Raw genomic sequence first — 16,229 nt, forward strand, 5'->3', positions numbered from 1 at the left:
CCTGCCAGAGGAATCGATGAAGACCTTTTTCACGCAGTTCTTTACCTGGTGGAACGGCCAGACTCTCGGCACGCGCTTCTTCACATGGCGAAGCGGCAAAAAGGTGGGCACCGACGAGTTCGGCAACACCTATTACGAAGGCGGCAAGGACAGCGACGGTCGCCCGAAGCGCTGGGTTATCTACAACGGTTATGCCGAAGCGTCCGCCATCCCACCCGGCTGGCACGGGTGGATGCATCACCGCACCGATGTCGCGCCCAGCGCCGAGAACTATGTTGCCCACGAGTGGGAGAAGTCGCATCAGACGAACCTGACCGGCTCGGCAGCAGCGTATCGCCCGCGAGGCTCCGTGCTGACGAACGAGGAACGCCCGCGCGTGACTGGCGACTACGACGCTTGGACGCCCGGTTCCTGATCGTTGCGCAAGGCGCGAAACAGGACACTTCTCGCCACAATTGTCCCTTAACGAGTGGCTTTCTCCCTAGGAAAACGGATCGCGCCGCCGCATGGGCAACGACTGCAACACCGAGAAGAAAGATAAGCCCCGGCGGGCAGCCGCGAGACGGCTGGCTGGCTGTGGCCTCGCGCTGGCAGCCCTGATCGCGGCCTCCGCGCCTGCCGCCGCGCAGCGTGTGACGAATTCGGTCGCCGAGTTCACCGGCGTGGACAAGATCACCGGCCGCATCATCACTTTCGACGTGTATATCGACGAGACGGTACAGTTCGGCGCTTTGCAGGTCACGCCGCGCGTCTGCTATTCGGCTCCCGATACGGAGGAGCCCAAGACCGATTCATTCGTCGAGGTCGACGAGATCACGCTGGACCGCAAGATCAGGCGCATTTTCACCGGCTGGATGTTTGCCGAAAGCCCCGGTCTCAACGCCGTGGAGCACGCGGTCTACGATGTGTGGCTGAAGAGCTGCAAGCAGGAATCGGACGTGCCGGCTCCCGAAGCGGCCGGCGGCTGATCCTCAGTCCGCAAACCGCGCTTCGCCCGCAAGCGCTTCCTCGAGCAGAACTTCATATTTGCCCCGCGGTACGTCGACAGCGCCGAAGCGCTTGAGGTGCTCGGTGGTGAACTGCGTGTCGAGCAGAACGAAGCCGCGCTCGATCAGCCGCGCAACCAGATGGACGAGGCAAACCTTCGAGGCATCCGTCTCGCGTGAGAACATGCTCTCGCCGAAGAACGCCCGTCCCAGCGTCACGCCGTACAGCCCGCCGACAAGTTCCCCCTCGCGCCACGCCTCGATCGTGTGACAGTGCCCCTGCTCGAACAGGGCCGTGTAGGCTTCACGTATGGGCTCGTTGATCCAGGTTGAGCGGCGTCCCGCGCGTGCCTCGGCACAGCCGTCGATGACGCCTTCGAAATCCGTGTCGAACCGGATGTCGAAGGCGCCTTGCCGCACCGTCTTCATGAGACTTCTGGGGGCGTGGAACCCGTCCAGCGGGATGATGCCGCGCGTCTCCGGCCGTACCCAGAAGATTTCCGGGTCGTCGGCGCTTTCCGCCATCGGAAAGACGCCCGATGCGTAGGCACGCAGCAGCAGGTCCGTCGGGATGCGTTGACCTGGCGCGAAAGGTCGGCTCATCTCGCTCCCGGTTCCAGCCTACTCCGCTTTGGCCAGATGCTTTTCCAGCCAGTGGATGTCGTAGTCGCCATTGGCTACGTCGATATTGCCGACAAGATCGCGGAAAAGCGGCAGGGTTGTGTTGATCCCGTCCACGACGAATTCGTCCAGCGCACGGCGCAGGCGCATCATGCATTCGACGCGGTTGCGACCGTGCACGATCAGCTTGCCAATCAGGCTGTCGTAGTAGGGCGGAATGCGGTAGCCGGAATAGACGCCCGAATCGACGCGGATGCCGAGGCCGCCCGGCGTGTGGAAATGCGTGATGGTGCCGGGCGAGGGGACGAAGGTCCTCGCGTCCTCTGCGTTGATGCGGCACTCGATCGCGTGGCCGTGGAAGCGTACCTCGTCCTGCGTGACCGAAAGCCCACCGCCCGAAGCGACACGGATCTGCTCGTGCACGAGGTCGATACCCGTGATCGCCTCGGTCACCGGATGCTCGACCTGCAGGCGCGTGTTCATCTCGATGAAATAGAATTCGCCGTTCTCGTACAGGAATTCGATCGTGCCGGCGCCCGAATAGCCGAGATCGGCCACCGCGTTGGCGCAGATTTCGCCGATCTTCGCGCGCGCTTCGGCATTGAGGGCGGGCGAATTGGCCTCTTCCCAGACCTTCTGGTGGCGGCGCTGCAGCGAGCAGTCACGTTCGCCGAGGTGGATCGCCTTGCCGTTGCCGTCGCCGACGATCTGCACCTCGATGTGGCGCGGCTTCTCGAGATACTTTTCTATATAGACCGCGTCGTCGCCGAATGCTGCTCCAGCCTCCGTGCGGGCCGTGGCAAGGGCGACCAGCAGGTCGTCCTCGGTGCGCGCCACCTTCATGCCGCGTCCGCCGCCGCCGGCCGAGGCCTTGATGATGACCGGGTAGCCGATCTCGGCCGCGATGCGCAGCGCGTCCTTCTCGTCCGACACCGCACCTTCCGAGCCGGGCACGACCGGAATGCCGAGGCGCTTGGCCGTGCGCTTGGCCTCGATCTTGTCGCCCATGATGCGGATATGGTCGCCCGACGGGCCGATGAAGGTGATGTTGTGGGCCGCCAGGATGTCCGCGAACTTGGCGTTTTCCGACAGGAAACCGTAGCCCGGATGGATGGCGTCCGCGCCCGTGATCTCGCATGCTGCGACGATCTGGTGGATGTTGAGGTAGCTCTCGCGAGAGGGCGGGGGGCCTATGCAGACGCTTTCGTCGGCCAGCCGCACATGCATCGCCTCGGCGTCGGCAGTCGAATGGACGGCGACGGTCTGAATGCCGAGCTCCCGGCAGGCGCGCAGCACGCGAAGCGCGATTTCACCGCGATTGGCGATCAGGATTTTCTGGAACATCCTCCTGATCCCGGCCTATTCGATCACGACCAGAGGCTCGCCATATTCGACCGGCTGCGCATCCTCGAAAAGGATGGCGGTGACGGTGCCCGAACGCGGCGAGGGGATCTGGTTCATCGTCTTCATCGCCTCGATGATGAGGAGCGTCTGGCCTTCCTTGATCTTCTGGCCGACTTCGATGAAGGGCTTAGCGCCAGGGGCGGCGGCCAGATAGGCCGTGCCGACCATCGGCGAGGGAACGGCGTTCTTGGAATTGTCGGCAGCCGGCGCGGAAGAGCCCTGCGGGGCAGCCGCGGCAGCGACCGGTGCTGCGGGGGCGGCTGCCGCGGGCGCGGCATAAGTCTGCACCGGGGCAGGGCTGCGCGAAACACGGATGCGCAGATCTTCCTGCTCTACCTCGATCTCGGTGAGGTTCGTTTCATCGAGAATGCTCGCGAGATCGCGAATGAGCTGCTGGTCAACACCGGTTTTCTTTGTCGACATCGGAGTTTTATCCCTTACCCTTCTTCTTATGCAGCCTGGATCCGGGCAGAGAGCCCGTGCAGCGCCATGATGTAGCCCTGCGGGCCGAAGCCGCAGATCATGCCCGTGGCGACCGCAGACACCCAGGAATGGTGCCGGAACTCCTCGCGCGCATGGATGTTTGAAAGATGCACTTCGGCCACCGGCAGCGGCTGCACCGCGCGGATCGCGTCGTGAATGGCAATTGAGGTGTGGCTGTAGGCGCCGGGGTTGATGATGATGCCCTGCGCCTTGTTGCCGGCTTCCTGTATCCAGTCCACCAGCACGCCTTCGTGGTTCGATTGGCGGAAGTCCACCTCGATGCCGAGCTTTGTTCCTGCCTCGCGGCAATCCTCCGAAATCATCTCCAGCGTCTTGCCGCCATAGATGCCGGGCTCACGCTTGCCGAGCATGTTCAGGTTCGGGCCGTTCAAGACATAGATGATGCTGGACATGAAATGGGTTCCTGCGCGCCGCGCACCTCTATAATGGGCATAGACGGTGTCGGAAAGAGCGCAAGTGCGTTCTTTTCATGTCCACAACAGGGTTGGCCGCGTTTCTCTCGTCGCCGGCGCGAGGATCACGTGCCGTTTGCGGCGCGCGCGATCTCCACCTTCTCGGCAAGCACGGCCTGGCCGAGCGCGCCGAACACCACCTCGTCGCCGATCACATAGGAGGGCGTGCCGGTTATGGACAGCCGGTTGGCGAGTTCATAGGTCCGGCCGAACGCGTCCGAGATGGCGGGGTTCTTCATCTCCTCGCGCAATGCCGTCTCGTCCACCCCTTGCGCCAGGGCGGCCAGTATCGCGGCATCCTCGGTCGCCCGCCCGCCCGACATCAGGTCGCGATGGAAGTCGCCATACTTCTCCGGCGCCAGCGCTCGAAGCGCCATCGACACCACATGCGCCTTCTGGGAATCGGGGCCGAGGATGGGCAGTTCCTTCAACACGAAGCGCAGGTCGGGATCGGCCGCCACCATCGCATCCATGTCATCCATGGCGCGCTTGCAGAAGCCGCAATTGTAATCGAAGAACTCGACGATGGTGACGCTGCCTTCGGGGTTGCCGATTACGCCGTCATAGTCGGCGTTGAAGATTTCGTCGGCCGACGTGCTGATCGTCTCCATCTGCGCCACGCGCTGCAGGTCGCGCTCACGCTCCTCCAGAGCGATCTGCATCTCGGTGAGGATTTCCGGGTTGGCCAGCAGGTAGCCCCGCACCGCCATGTCCAGATCGGACGGCGCAGCGGTGGCTTGCGAAGCCACGTTGCCCTGCGCGGCGGGCGCATGCGTGGCGCTGCCTGCGACATAGCCGAAGGCCAGCATGGCTATGGAAAGCGTTGCGCCTGCAACGGCGATAGCGATTGTCTTGCCCATGTCTGCGTCCCTCTTTGTGGCGCCGTCGGATCAGCGGCCCGGCTGCCGGTAATTGATGATGTCCTGAGCGCGCAGCCAGCCGGGCGAACCGTTGGGCAGCTTCTGCTGGGCGCGCGCTGCAAAGATTTTCGCGTCGCGATAGTTGCCGGAATAGAAGTGCCCGTCCGCCGTGGCAAGCTCCGCCTGCGCGACATCGCCGAGCTGGGCATGGGCCTGCGCGAGATAGCGATAGCCTGTGCCGTATTCCTTCTCGCGTGACAACCCGGTCTGCAGCTCCACCACGGCCTTGCGCAGGTTCTCCTGCGTGCCGGTCGCCATCAGCGCCTGTCCGTAGCCGATCTGGATGATGCCCGACCGGTTGGGATCGAGCCGCATGGCGGTGGCGAACGACTGGGCGGCCTCGGCGGGGCGGCCGGCCTTGATCAGGATTTCGCCGCGCATCTCATGGAAATACGGGTTGTTCGGTCCTGCACGCACAAGAGCGTCCATCTTGCCGACGGCCGCGCGCGAGTTGCCGGCGAGAAACGTCCCGATCGCATCGGCATAGAGCGCGGCCGCACTGCGCGGGTTATCGCGGAAAAGCCGCGTCGCGGCGGCGTGGCCCTGCGTGTAGGCCGCGATCTTGGCGCGGATCATGTCATGCCGCTGCTGGAGCGCGGGCGGATCCTGCCGGTTGAAGTACTGGCTCTTGCGCGCAAGCTCCTCGAGGTTGGCGATGCGCTCGCGCGGCATGGGATGGCTGATCTGGTAGGGATCGACGCGAACGCCTGCTAGCGCCATCGACCCCGCCAGGCGCTCGAAGGTCTTGAGCATGCCCTGCGCCGACTGCCCGCTGCGTTCCAGATAGGTTATCGCAGAGCGGTCGGCGGTTATCTCTTCCGTGCGCTGGTAGCTCAGAAGCGAGCGTCGGGCGGCCTCCATGCCGCCGGTCATCAATCCCGCAGCCGATTGCGAAAGCCCCTGGGCGCCGGCCGCTGACCCTGCAACGGCGGCACCGACGCCGAGCACCGTCGCGATCACGGCCATCGTCTGCGCCCGGCCAAGCTGCTCGCGCAGCCGCTGCTGGTGGCCGCCGGCGATGTGACCGGCTTCGTGCGCCAGCACGCCGATGATCTCGTTGGGGGTCTCCGCCATCAACAGCGCGCCGGTGTTGATGAAGATGCGTCGGCCCGCGACGAAGGCATTGAAGGAAGGATCGTTGACCAGCACGATCTCGATGCCCGAGCGCCCGAGCCCTGCGGCTTCAAGCACGGGGCGTGCATAGTCGCGAACCGCCGCCTCGATTTCCGCATCGCGCACGACCGACACGCCGCGCTGCTGGGCGGCCGTCGGAAGCGTGGTCTGCACGATCGTCGGCACGGTCAACGCGGCCGCCGCGAACAGGCGCACCGCAAAGGCGCGTGAAAGGATGGACGACATGGTTGCCACAGGTAACCGACCTCACAAGCGCTGAAAAGGCGCAGGCGACGAATTCATGAACTTGTGATCCCCACATCTTTCCGGCATTTGTGCGGCGCATTCCAATACCCCGTACGAGGAAAAGCCATGGCGGCAGCCATTTCACGACGCAGCGCAGTAGAGCCGTTTCACGCCATGGACGTTCTGGCGCAAGCCAACCTGCTGAAGGCGAAGGGCCACCCGGTCGTGTCGCTTGCCGTCGGCCAGCCTTCCGATCCGGCGCCTCGGAAGGTGCGCGAGGCGGCGGCGGCGGCCGTTTACACAGGACGCATCGGCTACACCGATTCGCTTGGGCTGGCCGATCTGCGAGCCGCAATCAGCGCGCATTACGCCGATCACTACTCTGTCGATGTGCCGTCGTCGCGGATCGCGGTCACGACCGGTTCCTCGGCGGGTTTCAACCTCGCATTTCTCGCCATGTTCGACGCCGGCGACCGGGTGGCGATCACCGCGCCCGGCTATCCGGCCTACCGCAACGTTCTTGCCGCCCTCGGCCTCGAAGTGGTCGAGATCAGGCTGGACGGGGATGGCTCGCTGACCGCCGAGCTTCTCGAACAAGCCCACCGGGCCAAGCCGCTGAAGGGGCTGCTGTTTGCAAGTCCCGCCAACCCGACCGGCGCCATCATCCCCGACGATGCGTTGCGCGGGCTGGTCGAGGCCGCGCGCGAGATGGGTATCACGGTGATTTCCGACGAGATCTATCACCGGCTCGCCTATTCCGCGCCCGACATGACCGCGCTGTCGCTGGGCGACGACGTGACGGTTATAAACTCCTTCTCGAAATACTATTGCATGACCGGCTGGCGGATCGGCTGGATGGTGCTGCCGGAGAACCTTGTCAGGCCGGTGGAGCGGCTGGCGCAGAGCCTTTACATCTCGGCGCCCGAAATTTCGCAGATCGGTGCGATCCATGCCTTCGACGCCGGCGACGAGCTCGAACGCGTGAAGGACCGCTATCGCGTGAACCGGAAACTCCTCGCCGAAGCGCTGCCGACGCTGGGCCTGCCCTTGGCAGCGCCGATGGACGGGGCATTCTATGCTTATTGCGATGTGTCGCGGCATACGAACGACAGCATGGATTTCGCAAGGAAGCTGCTGGCGGAGTGCCACGTCGCAGCGACACCGGGGCTCGATTTCGACCCGGTTGAAGGCCACAGATACCTGCGCCTGTCCTACGCCGGCAGCGAGGCAGACGTGACCACGGCAATCGAGCGGCTTCGGGGCTGGCTATAGGGCCTGATGTGAAGAAACCGGCGCAAGCGCCGGTTTCCAGTTCACTTGGAGTCGCTGAAAAGCTTAGAAGAAGCCCTTCCGCTGCCACCAGCCGCCCTTGCGGGGCTTTTCTTCCTCGACCGCGGCGTTGGAAGTGACCACGGGCTCGGACGGCTTCTTCTCAGCCTTTGGCGCGGGTGCTTCAACCACCGCGTTTTCGTCGGCAGCCGGTGCCGACACGGGCTCCGCGACGGTTTCGGCGGCGGATTCTTCCGCTGCGGCCTTCGGGGCGGCTTTCTTGCGCGGTGCCCGCTTTGGCTTGGCCTTGGCAGGTTCCGCAGCAGCGTCCCCTGCCGGTTCGGCTGCAAGATCGGCAGCAGCCTCGGCGACTTCCGGTTCGGCGGCCTTCGCCTTCTTCGACGTCCGGCGAGCGGGCTTCTTCTTTGCCTTTTCAGGCTCGGGCTCGCTCGTCGGGGCTGGTTCTGCGGCAGCGGGGGTCTCTTCGATCGCTTCCATCGCGGCCTGGTCCGCGGTTTCCGCTACCGGAGCATCCGTTTCGGCGCCGGAAGCCTCGGCCTCGACCGCATTTTCCTCCGCTTCGTCGCGGCGGTTGCGTCTGCCGCCGCGCTTGCCGCGCCGCCGCTTCTTTGCCTGGCTCTCGCTGTCGCCGTCGGCTTGCGCCGCGTCGGTGCGCTCGTCCGCGTCGTCGGAGGCCTCAGCCTCGCCGGACGAATCGGAGACATTCTCGGCCTGTGCGTCGGCAGTCGCCGCAGCCGGCTGCTCGCGATCCCTGTCGCGTCCGCCACGCCGGCGCCTGCGGCGCTTGCGCTTGCGGCCTTCGCCCTGTTCGTCGGAGCGCCGTTCGACCGGCGCGGCGGCCACGGGCGCTTCTTCCTCCTCTTCGTCAACGATAACATCGACGATGTCCTCTTCCTCTTCCTCCGGATAGACGGTCGGAGCGGGCGGAGTGAACGAGGCCGGACGCTCGGCAGGCGCGCCCTTGAAGATCGCGTAGTGCTGCGAACGCACGCTCTCGTCGGCTTCAACCGAAATGGTCAGGCCAAAGCGGTTCTCGAGCTCGGTCAGCGTCGCGCGCTTGTGGTTGAGCACGTAGATCGCCGTCGATGTCGGGGTGCGAACCGTGATGTGGTTGCGCGAGTCCTTGAGCAGGAACTCCTCGATCGCGCGCACGACATGCAGCGCCACCGACGATTCGGATCGCACATGGCCCGTACCGCCGCAATGGGGGCAGGGCTGCATGGTCGATTCGAGCACCGATGCGCGGATGCGCTGGCGCGACATCTCCAGAAGGCCGAAATGCGAGATGCGGCCGACCTGGATGCGTGCCCGGTCGTTCTTGAGGTGATCCTTGAGCCGCTTCTCGACCGACCGGTTGTTCCGGTTCTCCTCCATGTCGATGAAGTCGATGACGATGAGGCCGGCAAGGTCGCGCAGGCGAAGCTGGCGCGCGACTTCCTCTGCCGCTTCCAGATTGGTCTGGAGCGCGGTGTCCTCGATCGAGTGTTCCTTGGTGGAACGACCCGAGTTGACGTCGATCGCGACCAGCGCCTCGGTCTGGTTGATGATGATGTAGCCGCCAGACTTCAAGGTCACCTGTGGCTGCAGCATCTTGTCCAGCTGCGCCTCGATGCCGTTGCGCGCAAAGATCGGCGACGTATCGCGATATGGCTGCACGACTTTCGCATGGCTGGGCATCAGCATGCGCATGAAGTCCTTGGCTTCGCGATAGCCGTCTTCGCCCGCGACGAGGATTTCGTCGATGTCCTTGTTGTAGAGGTCGCGCACCGAGCGCTTGATGAGCGAGCCTTCCTCGTAGACGAGGGCAGGTGCCGCGGACTGCAGCGTCAGCGTGCGCACATTGTCCCACAGGCGCATCAGATATTCGTAGTCGCGCTTGATCTCGGCCTTGGTGCGGCTTTCGCCGGCGGTGCGCAGGATCACGCCCATGCCCTGCGGTACTTCGAGGTCCTTGACGACGTCCTTGAGGCGCTTGCGGTCCTGCGCGTTGGTGATCTTGCGCGAAATGCCGCCGCCGCGCGCCGTGTTGGGCATGAGAACGGAATAGCGGCCAGCCAGCGACAGGTAGGTGGTCAGCGCTGCGCCCTTGTTGCCGCGCTCTTCCTTGACCACCTGCACCAGCAGGATCTGACGGCGCTTTATGACTTCCTGGATCTTGTACTGACGGCGCGGGGTACGACGGCGCTCGCGGATTTCCTCCAGCGCGTCCTCGGCGCCGACCGATTCGACTTCGCCGTCATCGCCATTGCCGCTATTGGTGTCTTCGTCGTCAGAAGTCGCCTGGCGTTCGGCATCTTCCGGCGCATCTTCGGAAATGACTTCGGCCTCGACTGATTCGGCAATGGCGCGGGGTGCGGCATCGTCCTCGCCCCCGTCATCGCTTACATCTTCCGCCACATCCTCATCGGTTGCGCTGTCGCCGTTTTCGTCGGAGGCCTTGCGCTCGTCGGTCGCCTTGCCGCGATTGCGGCTTCCGCGACGGCGGCGGCGCCCGCGGCCCTTCTCTTCACCGTCCTCGTCTTCTTCCTCCGAACGGGCATCCTCGGCCTCGGCGCGCAGCAGCGCCTGCCGGTCGGCCACCGGGATCTGGTAGTAGTCGGGGTGGATTTCCGAGAAGGCCAGGAAGCCGTGGCGGTTGCCGCCATATTCGACGAATGCGGCCTGCAGCGAAGGCTCTACCCGCGTGACGCGGGCCAGATAGATGTTGCCTTTGAGCTGCTTCTTGTCCTGGGATTCGAAATCGAATTCTTCGATACGGTTACCGCGAACGACAACGACCCGCGTTTCCTCCGGGTGGGAGGCATCTATAAGCATTTTGTTGGGCATTATGTCTTGTCTCCCCGGCGCGGGCAGACGACGGCAACCGCGAAATCACGCGGCTCCTTTGCGACGTTCTGGCAGCTGCGCCGGATAATAGTGTGTCCGCAATGCGCATCCGTAGCCGACCGTCCGCTCCGGCCGCGGCCGAGACGGCGCGGTTTTTTCCGGGCTGGAACATGGTCAGGCTTTCGATCATCGCGTTACATGCGGAACCATTTTGAACCAAGGTCCGACAGGACGGACCAGCTAGTGTGCTCGTACAGAGCCGGCAGGGCGTTCGCCCGGCCGTTTTCCTCACGCCAGGGGTTCCGCGTCACCGGAAATACCCTGAAGAAATTCGTCGGAAACATCTGCGCCGGGACCGGTCGGGCCATCAGCCGCCATAACGCCGTTGCTGCCAAGGCAAGGGGTAGGCGGCAGGCTGGAACGATCACAGGCATTGCAGTGATCCAAGCCCGCTTTTATGATTTGCAACAGGTCATGGCAACCCCGATTTCGCACCGCGATTCGATACTGCCTCGCGGGACATTCATTAAAGAGTTGCTTAACCATACGCCGTTACCAATCCTTAATTGCCCGGTCGTCGGCCTCTCTTTCAGTACAGGAAAAAATGCAGCGGCAGTCTCATCCAACCAGCAGCCTGGGCGCGCCGTACGGCGTCGCTGGCCTTCTGGGCCTGCTGCTTGCGATGCTGGTCTGCATCCTTTGCGGCATGTCGCCGGCGCGCGGCGAAGGGCATCTTCAGGCGCACGGCTACAAGATGGCCGGAGATGCTGCGCGCACGCGCATCGTGATCCACTTCGACAGGGAGCCCGACATTCGCTGGTTCCTGCTGCGCGGCCCGCATCGCATGGTCGTGGATTTGCCGGAAGCGGCCTTTGGTTTCGACGAGGCTGAACTCGAGCCGCGCGGCATGGTCACCGATGTTCGATACGGCAACCTCGACCAGGGCCGCTCGCGCGTGATCCTTTCCTTCGATGGCCCGTTCGAGATCGAGAAACTCGACATACTGGAGAACGAATCGGCACAGGGATATCGCCTCGTGGCCGACATCGTCGCCGGGTCCGAAGCGGCGTTCGAGGCGGCGATGGCCGAGCAGATCGAGGCCACCGGCGCCACTCAGACCACTCCGAAGGCGGATCGTGTAGGGCAGGTCGCAGACCCTCGCGCACGCCGGTTCCGCGTGATGATCGATGCCGGCCACGGCGGCATCGACACCGGAGCCAAGGGCGTTTCGGGCACGCTGGAGAAGACGATAACGCTGGCGTTCGCGCTGGAGCTTCAGAAGAAACTTCGCGACGGCGGCAATTACGACGTGTTTCTGACGCGCGACCGCGACCTCTTCCTGCGCCTCGATGAGCGCGTGCGCATCGCGCGCCAGCAGGAAGCCGATTTGCTCATCTCCATCCATGCCGATGCGATTCGCCTCAACGGTGTGCGCGGTGCCACCGTCTACACCGTCGCCGACAAGGCGTCCGACGCCGAGGCGGCCGCCAAGGCCATCCGCGAGAACCTTGCCGACGAGGTCGCCGGCATCTCCGTCGAAAACGACAGCCAGGAGGTCGCCGACATTCTGGCAGACCTTATCCGCCGTGAAACGCAGAGCTTCTCGATCAGGTTTGCGCGCTCGCTGGTAGGCGAACTGTCCTCATCCATCCAGATGATAAACAAGAACCCGCACCGTTTCGCGGGCTTCCGCGTCCTGCGTGCCCCCGATGTGCCCTCGGTGCTCCTGGAACTGGGCTATCTTTCCAACGCCGATGACGAGCAACTTCTGCGCGACCCCGAATGGCGCTCCAAGGCCGCCGAAGGCATCGTGCAGGCAATCGATCTGTTCGCGGCGGCGCGGCAGGGCGCGGGCGGGTAGGCTGGCGGCATTGCGGGCTTTCGTTGCATACGCACAACAGCTAGTGTTTTAATTGAAGAATCGCGCGGCGACGCTTTCCTGCTGCCGCAATTTGCCCACAAGGGCGAATGAGAAGGAAGGCGACCGGAACGAAGCGCGGCTATAGCCTGCAGGGCGTGGCGATGGCGTAGACCTTCGATCCGCAGACTGGAGTGGGCATGATAAGGCTTATCGGATACTTTTTTGGCGTCGGCGTCGCGCTTGCGCTCGTGGCAGCGGCGGGCGTGGCTATCTATCTTGGCGCCGTCGCCAAGGATTTGCCTGATTACGAGGTGCTGGCGCGCTACGAGCCCCCGGTCACCACGCGTGTCCACGCTTCCGATGGCGCGCTGATGGGCGAGTTCGCACGCGAGCGTCGCCTCTATCTCCCCATCCAGGCCGTGCCCGACCGCGTGAAGGCGGCGTTCCTATCCGCCGAAGACAAGAACTTCTACACCCACCCCGGCATCGACGCGATGAGCCTGGTGCGCGCGGTCGTCACCAACGTGCAGAATGTGGGCTCCGGCCGCCGCCCGGTCGGCGCATCGACCATCACGCAGCAGGTGGCGAAGAACTTCCTTCTTGATTCGAGCGTGACCTACGACCGCAAGGTGCGCGAGATGATCCTCTCGTTCCGCATCGAGCAGGCCTATTCGAAGGACCGCATCCTCGAACTCTACCTGAACGAGATTTTCTTCGGTCTTGGCGCATACGGCATCGCCGGCGCCGCGCTCACCTATTTCGACAAGTCGGTCAACGAGCTCACCGTCGCCGAAGTGGCCTACCTTGCCGCCCTTCCCAAGGGCCCGTCCAACTATCATCCGTTCCGCCACACCGACCGCGCCATCGAGCGGCGCAACTGGGTGATCGACCAGATGGTCGCCAACGGTTACGTCGAGCCTGACGAGGCGGAGAAGCAGAAGGCCCTCCCGCTCGGCGTCACGCCGCGGCGCGGTGGCACCTATCTGTTCGCCGGCGAATACTTCACCGAGGAAGTTCGCCGCGCGATCATCGCACGCTATGGCGAGGACGCTCTTTATGAAGGCGGCCTGTCGGTCCGCACCACGCTCGACCCCGACATGCAGGTCAAGGCGCGGCGGGCGCTGCAGCATGGCCTGCTGAAATACGACACGCTGCGCGGCTATCGCGGCCCCGTGACCACGATCGAACTGGGCAGTGACTGGGGCGTACCGCTGGGCGAGGTCGAGCGTCTGACCGACGTGCCGGAATGGCGGTTGGCCGTGGTGCTCGAAGCGTCGGGCGAGGGGCTTCAGGTCGGGTTGCAGCCGGGCAGGCAGGCATCCGGAGAACTCGTCGAGGAACGCGAAACCGCTGTCGTTTCCAAGCAGAACATGAACTGGGCATTGCGCCACACCGTCGACGGCAGACGATTGAAGGCCGATTCGCCGGCCGAAGTGCTGAAGACCGGCGACGTGGTTTTCGTCGAGAAGGTGGAAACCGCCGGCGAGGATGCCGAGGCGGGCTGGCAGCTGCGGCAGGTGCCCGAGGTCTCCGGCGGCATGGTGGCGATGGACCCGCACACCGGTCGCGTGCTCGCCATGGTCGGCGGGTTCTCATACTCGCAGTCGGAATTCAATCGCGCCACGCAGGCCTTCCGCCAGCCGGGCTCGTCCTTCAAGCCGATCGTCTACGCCGCCGCACTCGACAACGGCTATACGCCCGCATCCGTGGTGCTCGACGCGCCGGTCAGCATACGGGTCGGCAACCAGGTGTGGGAGCCCAAGAACTATGGCGGTGGATCCGCCGGACCATCCACGTTGCGCGCCGGCATCGAGCGTTCGCGTAACCTGATGACGGTGCGTCTTGCCAACGACATGGGCATGAACCTCGTGGCGGAGTACGCGGAGCGCTTCGGCGTCTACGACAAGATGCTGCCTGTGCTGGCCATGTCGCTGGGCTCCGGCGAGACGACGGTGATGCGGATGGTTTCGGCCTATTCCATCATGGCCAATGGCGGCAAGCATATCGTGCCTTCGCTGATCGACCGTATTCAGGACCGCTACGGCAAGACCGTGTTCAAGCACGACCAGCGAGGCTGCGAAGGCTGCAACGCTGCTGCGTGGGAAGGCCAGAGCGAGCCGGAACTGGTCGACAATGCCGAACAGGTGCTCGATCCGATGACCGCCTACCAGATCACGTCGATGATGGAAGGCGTAGTCCAGCGCGGCACCGCCACCACGATTGCCGAGCTCGGCCGTCCCATTGCCGGCAAGACCGGCACCACCAACGAGGAAAAGGACGCCTGGTTCGTCGGCTATACGCCAGACCTCGTCGTCGGTCTCTACATGGGCTACGACCGGCCTACCCCGATGGGCAAGGGTTCCACGGGCGGCGGCCTTGCTGCCCCGATCTTCAAGGAGTTCATGGCCGAGGTGCTCAAGGATACGCGGCCGGTCGACTTCCGTGTGCCGGAGGGCATGAAGATGGTGGCCGTGGACCGCCAGAGCGGCATGCGCGCCGCCGAGGGTGCCGGCGGCGCCATCATGGAGGCGTTCAAGCCCGGTACCGGCCCTGCCGACAGCTACTGGGTCATCGGCATGGACGATTTCGAGGCGGTGGAACGCGCGCGCGAACTCTCGCCGCAAGCCAGCGAGGCGATCAGCTCTGGCGGCGGCGGGCTTTACTGACACCACCGGGGCGAGGCTTTCGCCCGCCGAAAGACAGGGCCGCCCGACGGAACACACCGTCGGGCGGCCTTTCATTTTGCCTTTACAGGCTGTGGTGCGGTGCCTATGGTCCGCGCCGATTCAAGCACCCGAACATCAGGACATCTTGCCGCCATGCGCGCAGAAACAGAGAATCTCGTCGACGAAATCAAGCAGGCCATAAGCCTGCTGAGGAGGCATCTTTGACTGGGATCAGGCGCTGAAGCGACTTGATTACCTGAACATGCGCGCCGAAGACGGCGACCTCTGGAACGATCCGCAGGAAGCGCAGAAGCTGATGCGCGAGCGCCAGAGCCTGGAAGACGGCATCGCGACCGTCAGGCAGATCACCCAGGCGCTGACCGACAACATCGAGCTCATCGAACTCGGCGAGGAAGAAGGCGACCAGTCGGTCGTCTCTGAGGCCGAGGCGGCCATCCGCGCGCTGCGCGCCGAGGTTCAGGCGCGTCAGGTCGAGACGCTGCTTTCGGGCGAGGCGGATGCCAACGATAGCTACCTCGAAGTGCATGCCGGCGCGGGGGGCACCGAGAGCCAGGACTGGGCCAACATGCTGCTGCGCATGTATACCCGCTGGGCGGAGCGCCGCGGTTTCAAGGTCGAGGTGCTGGAAGTTCACGACGGCGAGGAAGCGGGCATCAAGTCTGCCACCGTGCTCATCAAGGGCCACAACGCCTATGGCTGGCTCAAGACGGAATCGGGCGTGCACCGCCTGGTTCGCATCTCGCCCTACGATTCGAACGCCCGCCGGCACACCTCTTTCGCCAGCACGTGGGTCTATCCCGTCATCGACGACACGATCCAGATCGACGTGTCGGAATCCGATGTTCGCATCGACACCTACCGGGCCTCGGGCGCCGGCGGCCAGCACGTGAACACGACCGACTCGGCCGTGCGCATCACGCACATCGCCACCGGCATCGTCGTGGCCTGCCAGGCAGAGCGCTCACAGCACAAGAACCGCGCCAAGGCGTGGGAGATGCTGCGGTCGCGCCTGTATGAGGATGAGCTGAAGAAGCGCGAGGCGATCGCCAATGCGACCGAGGCTTCCAAGACCGATATCGGCTGGGGCCACCAGATCCGGTCTTATGTCCTGCAGCCCTACCAGCTCGTCAAGGATTTGCGAACCGGCGTGGAAAGCACCAGCCCGTCGGACGTGCTCGACGGCAAGCTCGACGAGTTCATGGAGGCTGCCCTGTCGCAGCGCATCGAGGGCGGCGCAGGCCAGGAAATCGCCGATATCGACTAAAGGGACGCGGCGGCTGTCTAGATCGCGACGAACTCAGGTCGGTTCGACCTGAGTT

General features: G+C 64.3%; 13 protein-coding genes. 6 read left to right on the forward strand and 7 right to left on the reverse strand.

Annotated features, from left to right (window positions below; all coding sequences use genetic code 11):
- Positions 1 to 16: 16 nt before the first annotated feature.
- Positions 17 to 415 carry an NADH:ubiquinone oxidoreductase subunit NDUFA12 gene (locus FY036_RS15605; protein ID WP_148915681.1) on the forward strand — a complete coding sequence of 133 codons (399 nt, stop codon included), beginning with the start codon at positions 17 to 19 and terminating at the stop codon, positions 413 to 415.
- A gap of 91 nt (positions 416 to 506) precedes the next feature.
- On the forward strand, positions 507 to 968 hold the full coding sequence (locus FY036_RS15610) for a DUF2155 domain-containing protein (RefSeq protein WP_201744783.1): 462 nt from the start codon (positions 507 to 509) through the stop codon (positions 966 to 968).
- 3 nt (positions 969 to 971) lie between these two features.
- Here the strand turns inward: FY036_RS15610 and aat are convergent, their stop codons facing one another.
- The 6 genes from aat to FY036_RS15640 all read right to left on the reverse strand — a co-directional run bounded on the left by aat (position 972) and on the right by FY036_RS15640 (position 6,246).
- Positions 972 to 1,589, reverse strand: coding sequence for a leucyl/phenylalanyl-tRNA--protein transferase (aat, locus tag FY036_RS15615; protein ID WP_148915682.1), 618 nt, complete (start codon positions 1,587 to 1,589; stop codon positions 972 to 974).
- Positions 1,590 to 1,607: 18 nt separating this feature from the next.
- The gene (accC, locus tag FY036_RS15620) at positions 1,608 to 2,951 is read right to left on the reverse strand and encodes an acetyl-CoA carboxylase biotin carboxylase subunit (protein WP_148915683.1); all 1,344 of its coding nucleotides are present in this window, start codon (positions 2,949 to 2,951) and stop codon (positions 1,608 to 1,610) included.
- 15 nt (positions 2,952 to 2,966) lie between these two features.
- Entirely contained in the window at positions 2,967 to 3,434 is a 468-nt protein-coding gene (gene accB / locus FY036_RS15625; RefSeq protein WP_148915684.1) for an acetyl-CoA carboxylase biotin carboxyl carrier protein, read from the reverse strand.
- Positions 3,435 to 3,460: 26 nt separating this feature from the next.
- Positions 3,461 to 3,907 carry a type II 3-dehydroquinate dehydratase gene (aroQ, locus tag FY036_RS15630; RefSeq protein WP_148915685.1) on the reverse strand — a complete coding sequence of 149 codons (447 nt, stop codon included), beginning with the start codon at positions 3,905 to 3,907 and terminating at the stop codon, positions 3,461 to 3,463.
- A 125-nt stretch (positions 3,908 to 4,032) separates the two neighbouring features.
- Positions 4,033 to 4,827, reverse strand: coding sequence for a DsbA family protein (locus tag FY036_RS15635; protein ID WP_148915686.1), 795 nt, complete (start codon positions 4,825 to 4,827; stop codon positions 4,033 to 4,035).
- 30 nt (positions 4,828 to 4,857) lie between these two features.
- On the reverse strand, positions 4,858 to 6,246 hold the full coding sequence (locus tag FY036_RS15640) for a M48 family metalloprotease (protein ID WP_148915687.1): 1,389 nt from the start codon (positions 6,244 to 6,246) through the stop codon (positions 4,858 to 4,860).
- 126 nt (positions 6,247 to 6,372) lie between these two features.
- Between FY036_RS15640 and FY036_RS15645 the strand changes: the two genes are divergently transcribed.
- The gene (locus FY036_RS15645) at positions 6,373 to 7,518 is read left to right on the forward strand and encodes a pyridoxal phosphate-dependent aminotransferase (RefSeq protein WP_148915688.1); all 1,146 of its coding nucleotides are present in this window, start codon (positions 6,373 to 6,375) and stop codon (positions 7,516 to 7,518) included.
- A 63-nt stretch (positions 7,519 to 7,581) separates the two neighbouring features.
- On the opposite strand, the gene FY036_RS15650 is transcribed toward FY036_RS15645, so the two are convergent.
- Positions 7,582 to 10,362 carry an Rne/Rng family ribonuclease gene (locus FY036_RS15650; RefSeq protein ID WP_148915689.1) on the reverse strand — a complete coding sequence of 927 codons (2,781 nt, stop codon included), beginning with the start codon at positions 10,360 to 10,362 and terminating at the stop codon, positions 7,582 to 7,584.
- Positions 10,363 to 10,966: 604 nt separating this feature from the next.
- On the opposite strand from FY036_RS15650, the gene FY036_RS15655 reads away from it, so the two are divergent.
- The 3 genes from FY036_RS15655 (at position 10,967) to prfB (ending at position 16,174) form a co-directional block, all read left to right on the forward strand.
- Positions 10,967 to 12,223 (forward strand): N-acetylmuramoyl-L-alanine amidase, encoded by a 1,257-nt coding sequence (locus tag FY036_RS15655; protein ID WP_148915690.1) that lies wholly within the window; start codon positions 10,967 to 10,969, stop codon positions 12,221 to 12,223.
- A 197-nt stretch (positions 12,224 to 12,420) separates the two neighbouring features.
- Positions 12,421 to 14,889 carry a penicillin-binding protein 1A gene (locus tag FY036_RS15660; RefSeq protein WP_148915691.1) on the forward strand — a complete coding sequence of 823 codons (2,469 nt, stop codon included), beginning with the start codon at positions 12,421 to 12,423 and terminating at the stop codon, positions 14,887 to 14,889.
- Positions 14,890 to 15,042: 153 nt separating this feature from the next.
- A protein-coding gene (gene prfB / locus FY036_RS15665) for a peptide chain release factor 2 (RefSeq protein ID WP_148915692.1) occupies positions 15,043 to 16,174 on the forward strand; the annotation gives its coding sequence in 2 pieces (ribosomal slippage) (positions 15,043 to 15,108 and positions 15,110 to 16,174; 1,131 coding nt in all).
- Positions 16,175 to 16,229: the final 55 nt, after the last annotated feature.

It is taken from the genome of Neoaquamicrobium microcysteis, assembly GCF_008180155.1.
In the GTDB taxonomy this organism is placed as follows: Bacteria; Pseudomonadota; Alphaproteobacteria; order Rhizobiales; family Rhizobiaceae; genus Aerobium; species Aerobium microcysteis.